A 15,882-nucleotide genomic window follows, 5' to 3' on the forward strand; every position below is an offset into this window, starting at 1 on the left:
GCATAATCGTTTTCCTAAATCCGCTTACTTACCGTGATTGGTCTTCGTTCTTGCTGCGACGGGCCAGGAAGAACCCGACCAGGATCAGCAGGCCGCCCAGGCCTGCCGCCCACAGGACATTCGCGCCGGTGTAGGCCAGGTCGCCGCTGCGTTGTTTATCTGCCGGTGGCTGCGTCACCGTGGTGACGGAACCGTTCGGCTGGGTGGTCACGTACGTCGAGGGCCGCGTGGTGATCACCGTGGTCGAGCCGTTCGGCATGGTGGAGGTGATCGTGGACTCGACCGGGGTGAACTCCGTGGTGCGCTCTGTGGAGGTCTCGGTGGTTTTCTCCGTGGTGTTTTCGGTCGTGCGCTCCGTCGTCGTCGACGTCGATGGCGACGGCGTCGGGGTGGAGGTTGGCGGCTCGCCACCGTCGCTGCCGTCCCACTTGGTCACCACCACGTTCTCATACTTGAACTGGGTGCCACGCACGTCACCGAGCGGGAGGATGATTAGCTGTGGGCTGGACACGTGGTACTCGTGCCCGTCGTCCGGGGCGTCTTCCTCCAGCAGGTAAAGCCCGGGCTTCAGGTTGTCGAAGCCGGCTGCGCCCTTCTCGCTCGTCTGGGCGGTGGCGATTGGGGTGAGGCCTTTGGCTTTAGCGTCGTCAAGCGAAAGCTTCTTGGCACCCGCGCGCCCTTCATCCGTGGTGACATCCACGCCCTTGACCAACGACAACTTGAACGTCGCACCGGCGATGGCCGGCGGCTTCTCCCCTGCCGGCACATCGTCGTACGGGTTCGTCGCCGCTTTCTTCACCATCAACGAGATCGGCTGGGTGGTGTCCACGCTCGCCGCCGGGATGTCGCGGTCATTGCCGCTGATCACTTTCGCATCGGCAGCGGGACCGAAGAACCCGCACGCAAGGACTGACGCCGCGCCGAGCGCCGCCACAAACTTCGAAGTGCGCATTAGGACAGAACCTCTCTAGTCATGGCGTCCTTGCGGTCGCTTTTCTTCTTCTCGCGGATGATCCACCAAATCAGCGCCAGCAGGACAGTGAGCGCCACGGCGCCGAGCACCCACATCCACCACTGGACGGTGGAGGTGGACTCGTCGAGCACCTTGGCTTCGTCCGGATCCAGCGGCACGCGCTCGGCGTGCACCAGCAGACGGTGGGTGTTGATGCCGTACGGGGTGCAGGTCACCAGCGTGAGCAGGTCCCGACCGGCCTCCGCGCGCAGGCTGTCGGTCTCGTCCGGCAACACGACCTCGGTCTTGTACACCTGGTACTTCAGGCGCTTGCCGAAGGTGGAGATGTAAATGGCGTCGCCTTCCTTGACGTCCACGAGGTCGTCAAAAAGCGTCGCGGTGGTCAGGCCGGTGTGGCCGGTGATCACGGAGTGGAACCCTTCGCCGCCGGTCGGCAGCGCGGAACCGTACAGGTGGCCGAGGCCCTTCTGCAGCGTGTTGTCGCTGGTGCCGTGGTAGACGGGCAGGCGAACGTCGATGGACGGGATCGCCAGCTGCGACATCGCGGATACACCTGCGAGGTGGCTTTCGTACTCCTTGTACTCCGCGTTGTCCTCGCTGATGCGCGCCAGCCATGGATCCAGGATCGGGCCGTCAGTGTGCGTGCGGTTGTACTCCACCGCCGCCTCATACGCGCGGTTGACCTGCTCCGGCGGCACGACCTGCAGTTTCTCCTCGTACTGCTTGGCCACTTGCTCTTGCACGTGGTTGTTCCACTGCGTGGAAATCACCGGGTAGATCAGCACTAGCAGTCCAACGAGAATGATGAGGACCGGCAGGCCGACGCGCTGGAAAAAGGACTTCTGCGCCGGCTGCTGCCGATGCTTCGCCTTCACTGCGGTAGTCACCTGTCGTGTCCTCTCTTTGGGGCCGTCGCCTATCGACGACCTCCGGTTTCAAACTGGAGCAGGAATTTTTCGCCCTCCTGCCGGCGGGCGTGCGCGCCGGCGTGTGTGCCGGGGCGCCTCCCGGCCTAGCGCCTGTTTGCAGCCACTAGACCTAGGTCCGCGCTTGTGCTTATGCGGACTGGGAGTTGCGACGTGCCGCGTAGACACCGCCGCCGATGATCGCGAGGCCAGCCAGTGCGATGATCAGCACACCCATGCCACCGGTGGCGGGGAGGGTCGGCGTGGTCTTCTTCACGTTGTCGATCACCGCGCCGTTGGCGATTACGTTCTTGGATGCAGCTGCATCGAAGGCCGTCTTTTCGGAGTTAAGTGCTTTTGCTGTCTCGCGGGTCAAAGTAATCTCGTGAACAGCCTTCTTCCCGGACGGCGTTGCATAGCCAGACGGAGCCTTCGTCTCCTTGACGCAGTAGTTCGCGACCGCGTTCGTAACCTCTGCGTCGTTGACGTAATCGGTGACGTGCAGGCCCGGGAAGGTCAGGTTGCCCTCTGCGTCGGTCACACCGGTCTGGATTGCATTGCCAGCGATGTCGTTCTTGTCAGCGTTGCATTTACCGATCTGGAACTCTGCTCCAGCCAGAGCTTTGTTGCCTTCTCCACGCTTGTAGACGCTGATGTCGCCAACGTAGGTGACGACCTTGTCATCCGGGGTTTCCTTAGGCTGGTCCTTATCGCCGGTAGTCGGATTGCGGAACACGAAAGACTCGCGGACAGAGTTCTCGATGCCCTTAGAAGTTGCATCGTCCTTCAGCATGGTGGCTTTGACTTTGACGCGAACAGTCTCGCCCGGCTTCAAACCTGCTTTCTGCGCATCCACTGCCACGGTGAATGCCTGGTTGGCGCCCGCGGCAAGGCCCTCAACATTGGTGGCAGGAACATCGGCTTTCTCGTTCACGGTGTAGTTCTCGGCAGCGATCGCAACCTCCTTACCATCACGAACGACGAACACGCCCTCAATGAAACCCTCGTCCCACTGCAACTCTTCCTTCTTAGAAGCATCGGTCAGGGTCAAGGTCTTCAACTCGCGACCTTCCGGAGCAGCGGGAACCACACCGTCGAGGGTGTAGCTCACCACCGCGTTCTCCGCAGGGCGTGGCCCAAGGTATCCAGGCTTGCCCTCTTCGCCAGAGGCCTTGTCGATCTTGGTGTTCTTGTCCTTATCGACAACAGCCTTGCTGACCTTGGCCATCGAGTTCTTCGGGTAGACGTGAACATCACGGTTCCACTTCGCGCCGTCCGAATCCGTCATCGGCAGGAACACGATGAACGACTCGCCAGGCACGTAGGTCTCGGTATTCGGAGACTTCACCTCAGGAGCGCTTACTTCCTTAACGAGGTAAGCGCCTACGGGCATATTCTCCCAGGTAATTTCACCGTCACTATTAGTAGTGCCCTCGTAAAGGTTCCCTTCGAGCCCACGGGCTTCGGCACCGGACACATCGCGCTTGTTCGCCAACTCAGCAATTTCATTAAAGGTTGCCTGATCGGTGATCTCACCCTTGATCTTCTGAGCGGTGAACTTCACGCCTGGAAGTGGCTTACCGGAAGCATCCTTGTCGGTTTGACCAGTTGCATTACGAAGCTCGGTCGGGTTCACCCGCTTGTGGACGGTGAGTTTTGCCGGATCTTTTCCAATGCTGGCCGCATCCGGGACACCGGAGGCTACCGCAGGAGCAGTGGTGTTCATCGTCTGCGCCAGCGCGTCCTGCGCGGCGATGCCAGCCGAGCCGGCGAAAGTCAGGCCCGCGGCGATCGCGATCGCAGCGGTCTTCTTGACGGCAATTGCCATGGGGAATCCTTTCGGAAGTTCGGAGTTCGCTGGGCCCGTTTGTGGTCAGCGAGAAGAGGATTTTCAGTGGCCGGGAGGGGTTTACCCCCCCCCGTTGAAATGGCCTCTGGGCCCAGCTTGGGCGCCACTGAAAAATATATCGACAATCACAAGCCTTGTAAAGTGGTTTTATCCGCGATTTTCCAGGTTCTCAGCAGGTTATTAGCGTTTTTCATCCATTCGAACCCAGTTTATTCACCGAAGTTCCGTGAAAAATGTCCATAACCAGCGGTCACGCGGTTTTGATTAGTCGCCATTTATACGGCATGTGTTTCTGGCCACTTTTTCTGCCCCCACCCCTCTGGCGGTTTTCTCAGCAATGCGACTCCCCAGGTAGTTTTCGGTATCGAACCTGGTCAGCGCAGAAACCGGCCGGGTGCCCCCCGAGGGGCGGCGTGGGTGGCCGGGGGTGACGTCGCAAAGCGATGGCTCCTAGTCGGAGACCATCAGTTCCGCCTGACGCCGCCGCTTCTTCCGCCGGTCCCGCCAGCGTTTCCACAGGATCAGCAGCAGCACCAGCAGGATGAGCACGAGCACGGCGATCATCCACCAGGACCACACGAAGGCGTCCACGGTCGGCTCCGGCGTGTCCGGGTCCAGGGGTGCGCGCTCGGCGTGGACCAGCAGACGATCGGTGTTGAGCCCGTACGGGGTGCAGGTGATCAGCGTGATCTTGTCTTTGCCGGGTTCGTAGGTCACGGCGTCGTAATCGTCGGGTTTGACCACGTCGCGCGAGGTCATGCGGTAGCGCAGGCGCTCGCCCAGCACGTCGATGAAGATGTCGTCGCCGGGCTTGAGCATGGGCAGCTGGTCGAACATCGCCGCATTCACCATGCCGGTGTGCGCAGAGATCACCGCGTTGGTGCCATCGCCGCCGACAGGGAGGGTGGAGCCATACATGTGGCCGGCGCCGTCGTAAAGCACGTCCGCCCTGGTGGTGTGGTACACGGGCAGGTCCACGTTGATGCGTGGGATGCGCACGCGCGCCATCACGTGGTAGCTCTCCGGCAGGGTCAGCTGGGACATGTAGTCGTCGAAGCCGGGGTCCTCGTCACGCGGGGCGCGCGCGTGGGGGCCGGCTGCCAGCAACCGGTCGTTGTACTCGTGGGCGCGGGCGAGCTCGCGGGCCTTGGTGTCGTCGCTGAGCTCCTGCACCGCGCCCGCGTACTCTTCGTTCTGCTTGATCTGCCGGTACTGCGCGGACAGCGTAGACGCGATCGGGTACAGCAACAGCAGCGCCCCCAAGATCAGCACGATCCAGGAGACGACGTTGCTGCCGCGCTTACTCTTCTTCTTCGCCATTACGCCTGCGCAGAATCAGTCCGAGGATGATCAGCAGCACCGCCACGCCCGTGATGCCGATGACGCCCGCGCCGGTGTACGCGAGGTTGCCTACGCGCTCGCCTATCGACGGCGTCCCGTCCCCCTCGCCCCTCCTCACCACGGTTTCAGTCACAGTGGCCATGGAACCGTCCGCACGCGTGGTCTCCCGAGTGACCACCTCGGTGACCGTGGCGTCGGAGGGGGCGGCGCTGGTCTGAGTTTGGGTTTCGGTCTCGGTCTCGGTGCTGGGCTGGTCGTCGTCGGTGACGGTGGTGGTTGCGGCGGCAGCGTCGAAGCACTTGCCGCGCTGCACCACGTTGATGTGGTTGACGTGCTCGACGGTGACGGGCGCGCGGGTGGCGTCCATGCCGTCTGCCGTCAGCGTCGCGGTGGCTGCGAGGTCCCCGAGCGTGGCGTTGCGTACCGGGCCGCTGCCCCACGGCTTCTTCTCGTTCGCCTTCGCCGGCACCCAGGTCTCAACCGTGGTGGCCGGATCCAGCGACTTCGCGCGGGCGAGCTTGGCCAGGCCCGCGCTGGTGAGCGTGAAGGTCGCCTCGTCGTTGCCCTGCTGCTGCTCGTCGTAGTCCTCGCCGCGTTTCAGCTCGGTGCTCTTGCCCGCGCCGTGGATGGTCAGCCGCGGCGCTTGTAGCTTGGTCACCGGCTGGTCCTTGCGCGCCGTGCCCGGCACCTGCTTCGAGGTGGTCGCCGCCGCTGCGTCGAAGCGAAGCACCTGCTCGCCTCGCGCCACCACGCTGCGGGGCCCGTCATTGACCCACTTCACAGTGTGGCCACGCGAGAACTCCAAGGTCAGCGCGTACTGGCTCAGCGTGCCGTCGGTGGAGAGGTTTGGCACGGTGGAGACGAAGTCGTACTCCACGTACGTGCCGGGGGCTGCAGCGTCGCGCCACTCCGGGGTATTGCACGCCGTCAACGGGTCCACGCTAATCCCCAGCTCCTGCGCCTTCGGCGCGACCACCTGCGCCGGCTTGTCCGGGGTCACCGCCACCACGAACGGGGCGTAGGACACGCGGGCGTCCTGCGTATCCGGGTTGTCCGCCACCCGCACCAGGTACACACCGGTGTCAAGGCCCGTGAAGGTGGCGGTGCCTTCCTTCGACGCCATAGTGCCCACCTTCCGCAGGCGTTCCGGATGGTCGTGGGTGATCGCCGGAATGTCCAAGGATTGGAGGTTGTCGGGGGTGGGCCGGAGGTCGTCGATAAGCAACAGCTCAACATCGCGGTCACCAATGCGCGCGAACCACTCCGCGCCGACGCTCTCGCTCAGGTCGACCCGGAGGTCGGCGGCGGATGCGGCGGGCGCGCAGGCAAGGAAGGCAGCGGCGAGCGCGGCGGCGAGCCTGGGTGCCGTGCGTGAGTGCATTATGTCCTTCCTTGTCATGGTGAGAGCGTTTATGGATGGTGAATTACAGATGGTGAACATGCGCCACTTTGGGGCATCTTCACCATCGGTGTTTCACCATCTGCGCGGTTTAAGCGTTGCGGCGGCTGAGCTGGTACGCAGCGCCGCCGCCGAACAGCACGAGGCCGACCGCCAGGATGTAGAGCATGGTGCGCTCACCGGTCGCGGGCAGGCGACCCCAGATGTTGTCCTTCACGTCGTTGACCGCGACGGTGTAGACGGGGCGGGTGGTGTCGGTGCCCTCCGTGGTGCGGGTGAGCAGCTGCGGGTCCGGGTTGACCAGGTAGCCCTGCGGCGCCTTGGTCTCAACTGCGCAGTACTGCACGGTCGGGTTGAGCTGCATGCCGAAGCCGGAGGCCACAGCGGCCTTCGCGGAGGCGACGTCGCCGCCCTGGGCGGTGAAGGAGGTCGCGAGCTCGGTGGAGTTGGCAGTTGCGGTGCCCTTGATCGCCTCGGCGTCCTTGGCTACTGCGTAGCCTTTGTCGCCGTCCGGTGCGCAGGGGTAGATCTCGAACTCGGCGCCGTTGCCGGTCTTTTCGTCCTCCACCGCATTGCCGTTGAGGTTCTTGGTCACCTCGACGTTGACGTACTGCGTGGTGGTGTTGTTGGTGTCCTGGTCGCCGTCCTTTGTGGTCTCCGGCTTGGTCGGAATCGGATTTTCGCGGTTGGGCACGTAGACGTTGGCGGTGTTGTTGATCTGGCCGTTTGCCGGGATGGCGTTGACCTTCGCCTTGAACACCACCTGGGCGGTCAGGCCCGGGTTCTCGCCGCGCAGCTTCTCCAAGCGCTGCAGGCCGGCCTCGGTGAACTCGACGGTGAGGTTCTGGCCGTTGTTGGTGATGGTGTAGTCGCCGGACTGCAGGGAAGCGTCCACGCCGTCCTTGGCGCCGATGAGGGTGACGGCCGCCGAGTCAGCGACGTAGGTCAGTTCCTTCTGCAGGTCGTCGGTGATACGGAACTGGCTGATGGTGCGGGTGCCGTCCTGCAGCACGTCACCTGCCGGCACCGGTGCCTTGACGGTGTAGGTGATCTCGTCGCCGATGTTGGCGTTCGCGTCGTCTGCAGCCTTGGTCGGGTCCAGCTTCTGGTTCTTCGGGGAGACGGTCGGGTTGTAGTTCAATTCGCCGTCCTGCGTCAGCGGCAGCGTGACCAGGAACGGGGCGGCGACGGTGTAGTTGCCGTTGGTCTTCTCGGTGACCTTGTAGATGCCGACCTTGAGGTTGTCGAACTTGGCGATGCCGTCAGCACCGGTCTTGACGTTCTGGGCGGTGAAGGTGGTGTCGATAGTCGCTGCATCGGCGCCAGAGTTGACGATGTCGCCGGCTTCCTTCCAGCCCGCGGCGGTGTTCAGCCCGTTTTGCATCTGCACGCGCTCGACGATGAACTCGGTGCCCGCGACGTTGCCGGTGGCGTCGCCCGGGTCGCCTTCCTGCTTGTGGATGGTCAGGCTCGCCGTTTTGTTCACGTCAACCGCCTGGTTGTTCTGCGCGATGGCGACAGGCGCGAGGTCCGGGGCGACGGCGAGCGGGGTGGCGGTTGCGAACGCGGCCGCGGCTGCGAGCGCGAAGGTCTTCTTCGAAAGGTTCGACATGGTTGCAAGTCCTTTTCTGGGAGTGGGTGGGTGTGTGGAGTTGGTTTTCGGAATTACGTGTGCCGGATTAGGAAAGCCCGTACACCGTCCGCTTGTAGCGGGCGAACTTTCTACACCTCAACGAGCTCACCGCCTTCCGCATGCTCGTCGCGGCGGCTCACCCGCCATGCGCCCCAGCCGAACAGCACCAGGCCGAGCAGCAGGAACAGCACCAGGGTCTGCTCACCGGTTTCGGGGAGCAGCATGCTTAGCGACGCCGAAGGTTTCAACGCACCCTGCGCATCCGTCGCCTTGACCGTCTGGGCCGCCCCGCCAGCGTTCGCCGTGGCGGCAACGGTCACGGCGGCGTCGCCCTCGGCCGGGTAGCGCCAGGTCTCGTTTGCGCTTGCTGGAATGGAGACGTTGAAGGTGCAGGAGAACTCCTCGCCAGCGGCCAGCTCGGTGGTCGGGCAGATGCTGTCCGGCACGGCGCCGTCGTCGCCGATGCGCGTAACCACCCCGCCGCGGGTGACGTCGAGGCCGGCGAGCGACGGGTCCGTCACCGTGAAATCCTTCAGCGGGAATTCGCCGGTGTTGGTCACGGTGTAGGTCATCCGCATGGACGTGGCGTCGTGGCGCAGCAGCGTGGTGCCGAAGGCGTCGCCGGTGAGCTGGCCCAGCGGAGTGCCGTCGATAGTCTTTTGCACCTTCAGCCCGGGGAAGGTGTTCTTCGCCGTGAGCGACCACCGGTCGCCGGAGCGCGCCACGTCCTTGGGGTCGGAGACCGGCTGCGCGGTGAACATGACCGAGTCCGCGTCGCCCTTGAGCGGGGTGACCAATTCGCCGTTGGACACCACCTGGAACACGGACGCGGCGTCGGGGTTGCCGTCGTCGACCTCGTCAACGGCGCAGTCGCTGTCCACCGGCACGTCCGAGATGGTGTGCGTCTCGCCGGCGTGCAGCTGGAACTCCTCGCTCCGCGACGAACACGACTGGTGGAACGTGAACGTGCCGGAGTTCGGGCCGGCGGCAGTCTTGGTGAACGCGACGTCGTAGTGGGCGCGCGGGTGGTAGATGTCCGCGCCGACGGTCAGCGCGGTCTCCGCCGACGGCAGGTTCGCCGCGGTGGCGAAGGTGTACGAGTACGCCTTGTCGGAGCCGTTCACCTCGTCCGGGGCGAGGTTGGACAGCGAGCCGGTGGGCAGCGCGGGCGAACCGCTCCCCCACGTGGCGTACTGCGCCAGCGGGGTGCGTGCGCCGTCGGTCACCTCGAGCTGGCCGCGAGCGGCGAGCGCCGCGCTGCCGGCGAAGTCGAGAGTGCAGTTCGCCCCCACCGGCAGGTCCACGACCTGCCCGCCCGCCGGGGCTTCGAAACTGCGGGGCATCTCCGATCCGGACAGGGCGGTCAGCGGGAACTGCCTGGTCACGGCGGTCTGCGCGGGGTCGTCGCAACGCAGCTGCGCGGTGTAGCCCGCCTCATCCGCGCCGACGAGGTAGCCGGAGTTGAACACCGCCAGACGCACCGGGGTGGTGCGCCGCTCCACCTTGTTCACGAAGTGGAGGTCCGCAGGCGCGGTTTCACCCGGGTTGGGGGCGTAGCCGCGCACGACCTTCTGCTCCGGGGCGATGGTCAGCGCCTCCGGCACGTTCGTCGCATCCTGCTCGTTGAACGTGCACAGCGACCCGGCTGGAACCTTCGCCTCGCCGGAGACAAACGTGCCGTCGGTGAAGTCGCCCTTGCGGATACTTGCAGGAATGACGTAACCGTCCGCCGGGCGCAGCTTCTCCGGGATGAAGGAGGTCTCGCCCACCGAGCTGGTCTGATAGCCGATCGCCTTGCACTGCAGCGTGAAGTTGAACGTGTAGTCGTCCGGGATCTCGCTGAGGTTGCCCGCCGCGCCGGCGAGGTCCTTGCGCAGACGCACCGCGGAGGTCTCGTACTCGTAGTGGTTGTCCAGGCGGACGTGGTTCTTCGCCGGGTCGTCCACGGTGAGGAACACCGGCGACGTGGTCGTGTCGTTGTCCAGCTTCTGGTCCGGGTAGGCGTTGCCGCCTTCGCGGTCCACAACCCAATCCACAAAGGCCGGGCGCAAGAACGCTTTCAGGTCGTCCTGCCCGTCGTTCATCGCCAAGGCGAGGGAGCCGAACTTGTCGCCGGTGAGTTGGCAGTCGGCGCCGACCGGGACGCCGTCGAAAAGCGCAGTGCCCTCACCCTTGATGGACTTCTGCTGCTCCTGCAGTACCGCGGTGTCACCCGTCTCCGGGTCGCGGCACACGAGGGTGAACGAGTGGTTGTACAGCGCGTCCTGCAGGTCCTTTCCGGCATTCGCGTACTGGGTGCGGATGCTGTCGGTGGGCAGGATCGCTTTCTTGTCCAGCTGAATCTGGGTGACTCGGCGGGAGTAGGTGTTGATGAACAGCAGCGTCGTGCCGCCGTCGCTGACGACGAAGTCGGCGGAGCCGCCGTTTACCTGCGCACCGTTGACCGCCATGGACTTGTCCAACGTGATGCCCACCGCGGTGGAGGTCTCCCCCTCGGTGGCAGTACAGCTGGAGCCGACCGCCGCTGTCGTGCCGCCGGGCGCCTGGCCCTGCTGCACCGTGGTGGACAGGCGCGGGCCTTCCGTGCCGTCTGGGTTGGTGCACGTCAAGGTCACCGGGAACACGCGGTTGGTCTTGATGTCCCGGCGCGGCTGCGAGATCAGGTTGTTCGGGTCGTTGAACCGCACTTCCTTGGTTCCCTGCACCGGCGCCTGGATCAGGTCGTACTCGTGGTGCACGTCCATGGTGGACTGCTTGCCGATGGTGAACTGCCCATTCGCCCCCACATCCTTGCTGCCACCAGCGTCAGCGGCGTAGAGATACTCGGACGTGCTGCTGATCGGGTACTGCCGCCCGTCCTTCGTTGTCCGGGTCGCGCTGTCGCCGCTTTCCGCGAGCGTGCATTGCGTGCCCTGCGGCACCTGCCCGGCAGTGAACTCGGCGCTTCCGCCGGGTGCGAGGTCAAAGCGGTCGGTGAAGCCATTGTCGCAGGTGAGCTCATAGCTTAACGACGATGGCGCCAGCGTCGTCCGACCACCAGTGCGCAAATTGACCGTCAACCCATTGCCCGCCGGAGCGAACGTGTTGGTCACCGTGGCAGTGGTGGTGTCCTGGGAGATCGTCGGGGTGATGCTCTGCACGTCCGTGCTGAACAGGATCCCGCCCGCGACCTGCGGGGTCTCCTCCGTGAAGGTGCACGTGTTGCCGTAAGGCACTCCCATACTGCCGCCGAGGTCGTTTGCCGCGGCGTCGTCCGCCTTCAGCGTGACGGTGCCGTTCGCCGCGACGGTGGCGCGGCCGGTGAGCTCCACGGAACGGGACTGCCCCGCCACGCCCGTGGCAACATTGCGCGTCCCGCAGCGGAACGAGAACGCGTACGTGCTGGGGAGCTTGCCCGTGACGGTGGAGTTGACCACCTTGTTCAGCTGTACCGTGCCCAGCTTCGGGTCGAAGGTGTTGATCACAGTGACCAGGTTGCGGTCCGTGCCGGAAACCGGCCGGATGGTGTAAATGGCCCGGTTCTTCGCCTCCGCGTTGGTCAACGTGGTCACTTGGTCGCCAGCGTTGGACGCGCTGACCTGCGCACCGACGAACTTCGTGTTCGCGGTTTCGCCGGGTTCGTCCTCCCACACCTTGCACGCGGCGCTGGCTGGCACGCCCTCGACAACCGCTTCACCGTCGGAGCCGGTTAGTGTGACGGTCCCTTCCTTCGCCGGGTGGCCGGCGACCTCGCACCGGTAGTGCACCGTGTAGGTCAGCTTGGCCACATCGGGGTCGCCAGCGGCGAGACCGTTGACCTGGTTCCGGATGTGCAGGGGGAACGTGAGGTAGGCGTAGCTCGTGGTGAAGTGGAGCTCCGGCGTCGTGCCTTCGTGGAGCGTGAAGTGGTATTCCGCGCCCGACGGGTTCAGCGGCGCGCCGGCGAGCTGGGAATCGCGGCCGGTGAACTCGATGGTCTTTCGCTGCTCCTCGGTGAGGTCCGTCAGCGGCGTGATCGAGCAGTCCCGCTCCACCGGGATGTTGTCCAGGGTGACGGCGTTGGACGGCTTCGCCTGGGTCAGATCCAGCGTGAATTCTCGGCTGATGTTGGTCCCGGCGCACGTCAGGTTGAAGCGGTAGGTCCCGCCAACCTTGCCGTCTGTGACCGGGTCGCCGACGATCGTCTTGCTGAAGACGAGCTTGCCCGGCGTGTACGTGTAGGAGTTGTTGGCGTTTGCCGAGCCGATAGCTGTGGGAGCAGCCGCCGTGGTTGGCAGCTGGACCGTCACCGGTGCCGAAGCGGACGGCGCAGCCGTGCCGTTCCACGACAGGGTGAGTTTCGTTCCGGCAGGCGGCGCCGGGACCTTCTCCGTGATGGTGCAGGTGCTGCCCTGGGGCAGGTTGTCCACGCTGGCGGAGCGCCCCTTTTCCACAACAACGTCGTCTTCGAGCTTGACGCTTGGATATGCAGTTTCGAACCCCGTGGGCACAGTGCACTTGTAGTGCAGCGTGTACTTCTGCAGGCTGTTTTCCGCGAAGTTTGCGGCATTGCCGTCAACCGTTTTGGCGAGGTTGAGCTTGGCTGGTTTGAACCGGGATTCCCAGGTGACCGAGCAGTTTGGCACTCGAGTTTCGGCCGCGGGGATCAACAGCGTGGACGTTCCGGTCTTCGGGTTTTCTGAGAGCGTGAAACCAGCGGGGACGGTTCCCTTTCGGATCAGATACGTGTCGCTTGTAGTTCCGCCCGAGGTGAGGGTGCACTTCCACACTGGGTCGTAGCGGTCGAACGCGCGGTCTGCCGGGTCGAGCGTGGAGGTGTAGCCCAGCTGGTCAAGTGGGACGCCGTCGGATCCGACGCGGCGAAGCGCCGTGGTCGAACCACCCGCCGGGGTGGATAACGTGGTGCGGTTGGAGCCGTCCTGCAAAAACGCCGAGTAGCTGGCAGTTCGCGCGGTGGGGTCCGCCACCTTTTCAAAGGCGTTCTGCACCGTGGCGGAGCCTTCTTTGTCGAAGGCGATGCGGCTCAGCGCGATGCCGATGGCAATGCCCTGTGTGCCTGAGCTGTTGGAACCCATGCTGACCTGCAGCGTCTTCGGGTTGTCAACGCCAACCACCCACGTGCCGTACGTGCCGCTTGAGCGGGAGAAGCACACGAACCCGCGGGAGCGGCCGTCGGACATGCTGCCCCAGTTTTTCGGCTCGTTCCCGGGACCGAACTGCGGGTCCCTGCCGCCGGTGCAGGCATCTTTCGCGTTCGGCGGGGTGAGACGGACCGCCTGCCCCACTGTTCCGCCGTCGACGCTGATCATCTCGCCGTTTCCGCCGGCACCGGTGGACTCGCCGTCCACCACGGCGAAGCGGTACGACGCGAGCGGATCGGCCACCCCGTTTCGCTTCACCACAATGTCCGACAGTGTGAAACGGGCGAACGGGTCACCCGCACCTTCCATCTGCAGAATGTCCTGCGACGTCGAGCTTGGGTACCGCTCGAAGAACCCGGTGTTCGTTTTAGCGAATGCCGTGCCGGACCAGCTGGGGTTGGAATTGGCGGTGAACCGGGTGCTGGTGTTTTTCGTTTCAATCCCGAGGTTGAAGGTGATGGTGTAATCGCCCACCCTCTTCGTCTTTGCGCCCGGTGTGGTCAAATCCGAAACATCCAGCCAGCACATCTGGTTGGCCCATGTCTCGGCAACTCCCGTACCTCTGCGGAACGAGCAGTCCCCAAAGTTCACGCCGTCATTTGAGGTAGTTTGGGCCTCCGCCTGCTGCACTCCCGGGGACACGACACCCGCGACAAGCGTCAGCGCGGCAAGAATCAGCGCTGCCCAAACCGCCACTGCGCCATGCTGGCGGCGGCTGGATGTGGGGTGGACAGTCTGGGACATGCATCCTCGGATCATTGTGAACCTATTTATTGCGTCATGGATGCTACGCGGTAAACGTCAGGATGAAAACACAGCGAAACCAGCGTTTAAAAGTTGGACACACTGCCTGCCCACAGCCTTTCCCCAGCCTTCGCGTTGTCCAACCCGTTTCCGCACGTTAAAAGATTATGCAACTCATGTCAGAGCCTTGGTGCGAAAGCGAAAAGCTCTCCGCACGCACCCTCGCCGCCAACGTGTTTTCCGTCACTACCCGCTGACCACACTGAAGATTTCGAGTTCCACCTTTCGAGGATCAGCCCAATTTCCATGGTTTTCGAAATCCGCTCTTCGAAACCTTTGGGCAGCCGCCCCCACGGATAGACAGCAAAACGCCCGGCTGACGGAATCAGCCGGGCGTCGAAAAGCGATAAGCCCCTAGTCGCCGATCTGGTCGCGGCCGCGCTTCACAATGAGCGGATCCGGCTCGCCGACAACCTCGTGGTCCTTGTTCGTGTACTCGAACTTGCTCAAGATGTAGCGCATCGCGTTGAGGCGGGCGCGCTTCTTGTCGTTGGACTTAATGGTGATCCACGGCGACTCGTCCGTGTCGGTGTAGCGGAACTGCTCCTCCTTGGCGCGGGTGTAGTCCTCCCACTTATCCAGGGACGCCAGGTCCATCGGCGAGAGCTTCCACTGACGCACCGGGTCCACCTGGCGGATGGCGAAGCGGGTGCGCTGCTCCTTCTGGGTCACGGAGAACCAGAACTTGGTCAGGGAGATGCCGGAGCCGAGGATCATATTCTCCAGCATCGGCACCTCGCGGAGGAACTCGGCGTGCTGGGACTCGGTGCAGAAGCCCATGACGCGCTCGACGCCGGAGCGGTTGTACCAGGAGCGGTCGAAGAAGACGATCTCTCCGGCGGCCGGGAAGTGCTCGATGTAGCGCTGGAAGTACCAGGAGGTGGACTCGCGCGGCGACGGCTTCTCCAGCGCCACGGTGCGTGCACCGCGTGGGTTGAGGTGCTCGTTGAAGCGCTTGATGGTGCCGCCTTTGCCGGCCGCGTCACGGCCCTCGAAGAGGATGATGTGGCGCTGGCCGGTGTCCTTGGTCCAGTTCTGCCACTTCAGCAGCTCAATCTGCAGGGCGCGCTTTTCCTTCTCGTAGTCGTCGCGAGAAAGACGCTCGTCGTAGGGGTAATTCTCGCGCCATGTCTGAATGGCGGTGCCGTCCGGCATGAGCAGGACGGGATCGTCCTCGTCGGTGTCGTCGACGACCCAGCCCTCGGTCTCGGCGAGGTCGATCATCGGCAGTTCGTCGTCTTTATTGTCAGCCATGACTCTCAGTGTATTCGGCGCGGGCGAGGTCTGCTCAGGTATGCAGGAATACAAAAAGGCCCCGCCGCTTTGCGACGGGACCTTCGGCTATGCGCGTTACAGTTACGCGACCAGGCCGATCAGCTTGGAGACAGCCTCAGCCAGCTCGCCGAGGTTGCCCAGCAGCTCAACGAGAGCGCCCGGAACCTTGGTGATGCCGTTGGCGCCGGTGCCGGAGGACAGTGCAACCCAGTTGGTCAATGCTTCCATGATGATTCTCCTTTAGAAAAGTTTGTGTCGAGTGAGGTGAAGGCTTACTTAGCCGGCGCGACCTTGGTAGCGAAGTCCAGGAGGGTCTTCGGGGTCTTGGTGAAGAGCTTGGAGAGGTTCTTCGCGAAGGTTGCGAACTGGTCCAGAGCCTTCTTAGCGGACTTGAGATCGAAAGGCATTGATTTCCCCTTTTCGATAGGTGCCAGTGATTGTCTGGCAAAACTTGACAGGTACTGACACCCGGTGGGCGTCACAGGAGGAATTTTGCCACATCGACCAGCTACGTCAAGCGCATTCTCAAAATAGGATTTGCACCACACAGGCAGCTTTAAGCTGGTATGCGTTCACCGAAACG

The 15,882-nt window shown here is 63.7% G+C and carries 10 protein-coding genes; all 10 read right to left on the reverse strand.

The annotated features are described in order from the left end of the window. Positions 1 to 28: 28 nt before the first annotated feature. Entirely contained in the window at positions 29 to 952 is a 924-nt protein-coding gene (locus O5O53_RS11005; RefSeq protein ID WP_269511983.1) for an LPXTG cell wall anchor domain-containing protein, read from the reverse strand. Further along, positions 952 to 1,860, reverse strand: coding sequence for a class C sortase (locus tag O5O53_RS11010; protein ID WP_269511984.1), 909 nt, complete (start codon positions 1,858 to 1,860; stop codon positions 952 to 954). The genes O5O53_RS11005 and O5O53_RS11010 overlap by 1 nt, the downstream gene beginning before the upstream one ends. 169 nt (positions 1,861 to 2,029) lie before the next feature. Continuing rightward, complete coding sequence (locus O5O53_RS11015) at positions 2,030 to 3,706, reverse strand: SpaH/EbpB family LPXTG-anchored major pilin (RefSeq protein ID WP_269511985.1); 1,677 nt, start codon at positions 3,704 to 3,706, stop codon at positions 2,030 to 2,032. A 471-nt stretch (positions 3,707 to 4,177) separates the two neighbouring features. Next, positions 4,178 to 5,047 (reverse strand): class C sortase, encoded by an 870-nt coding sequence (locus O5O53_RS11020; RefSeq protein ID WP_269511986.1) that lies wholly within the window; start codon positions 5,045 to 5,047, stop codon positions 4,178 to 4,180. Continuing rightward, complete coding sequence (locus O5O53_RS11025; RefSeq protein WP_269511988.1) at positions 5,028 to 6,449, reverse strand: hypothetical protein; 1,422 nt, start codon at positions 6,447 to 6,449, stop codon at positions 5,028 to 5,030. The genes O5O53_RS11020 and O5O53_RS11025 overlap by 20 nt, the downstream gene beginning before the upstream one ends. Positions 6,450 to 6,558: 109 nt before the next feature. Beyond that, positions 6,559 to 8,079 carry a SpaH/EbpB family LPXTG-anchored major pilin gene (locus O5O53_RS11030; protein WP_269511989.1) on the reverse strand — a complete coding sequence of 507 codons (1,521 nt, stop codon included), beginning with the start codon at positions 8,077 to 8,079 and terminating at the stop codon, positions 6,559 to 6,561. A gap of 110 nt (positions 8,080 to 8,189) precedes the next feature. Beyond that, a complete protein-coding gene (locus O5O53_RS11035; RefSeq protein ID WP_269511990.1) occupies positions 8,190 to 13,964 on the reverse strand; it encodes a DUF5979 domain-containing protein in 5,775 nt (1,924 codons plus the stop codon). A gap of 414 nt (positions 13,965 to 14,378) precedes the next feature. Continuing rightward, positions 14,379 to 15,278: a polyphosphate kinase 2 gene (gene ppk2 / locus O5O53_RS11040; protein WP_181889114.1), complete on the reverse strand. Its 900-nt coding sequence runs from the start codon at positions 15,276 to 15,278 to the stop codon at positions 14,379 to 14,381. Positions 15,279 to 15,380: 102 nt separating this feature from the next. Beyond that, positions 15,381 to 15,527, reverse strand: coding sequence for a hypothetical protein (locus tag O5O53_RS11045; RefSeq protein ID WP_181889115.1), 147 nt, complete (start codon positions 15,525 to 15,527; stop codon positions 15,381 to 15,383). Positions 15,528 to 15,571: 44 nt separating this feature from the next. Continuing rightward, positions 15,572 to 15,706, reverse strand: coding sequence for a hypothetical protein (locus O5O53_RS11050; RefSeq protein ID WP_269511991.1), 135 nt, complete (start codon positions 15,704 to 15,706; stop codon positions 15,572 to 15,574). Between the last annotated feature and the right edge of the window lie 176 nt (positions 15,707 to 15,882).

The sequence above is a fragment of the Corynebacterium faecium genome (genome assembly GCF_027257105.1).
Classification (GTDB): Bacteria; Actinomycetota; Actinomycetes; order Mycobacteriales; family Mycobacteriaceae; genus Corynebacterium; species Corynebacterium lehmanniae.

Excerpts from the sequence above, each read along its gene's own strand:
- O5O53_RS11030 (WP_269511989.1), bottom strand. The coding sequence starts at position 8,079 with ATGTCGAACCTTTCGAAGAAGACCTTCGCGCTCGCAGCCGCGGCCGCG.
- O5O53_RS11005 (WP_269511983.1), bottom strand. The coding sequence starts at position 952 with ATGCGCACTTCGAAGTTTGTGGCGGCGCTCGGCGCGGCGTCAGTCCTT.
- ppk2 (WP_181889114.1), bottom strand. The coding sequence starts at position 15,278 with ATGGCTGACAATAAAGACGACGAACTGCCGATGATCGACCTCGCCGAG.
- O5O53_RS11015 (WP_269511985.1), bottom strand. The coding sequence starts at position 3,706 with ATGGCAATTGCCGTCAAGAAGACCGCTGCGATCGCGATCGCCGCGGGC.
- O5O53_RS11050 (WP_269511991.1), bottom strand. The coding sequence starts at position 15,706 with ATGCCTTTCGATCTCAAGTCCGCTAAGAAGGCTCTGGACCAGTTCGCA.
- O5O53_RS11035 (WP_269511990.1), bottom strand. The coding sequence starts at position 13,964 with ATGTCCCAGACTGTCCACCCCACATCCAGCCGCCGCCAGCATGGCGCA.
- O5O53_RS11045 (WP_181889115.1), bottom strand. The coding sequence starts at position 15,527 with ATGGAAGCATTGACCAACTGGGTTGCACTGTCCTCCGGCACCGGCGCC.
- O5O53_RS11025 (WP_269511988.1), bottom strand. The coding sequence starts at position 6,449 with ATGCACTCACGCACGGCACCCAGGCTCGCCGCCGCGCTCGCCGCTGCC.
- O5O53_RS11020 (WP_269511986.1), bottom strand. The coding sequence starts at position 5,047 with ATGGCGAAGAAGAAGAGTAAGCGCGGCAGCAACGTCGTCTCCTGGATC.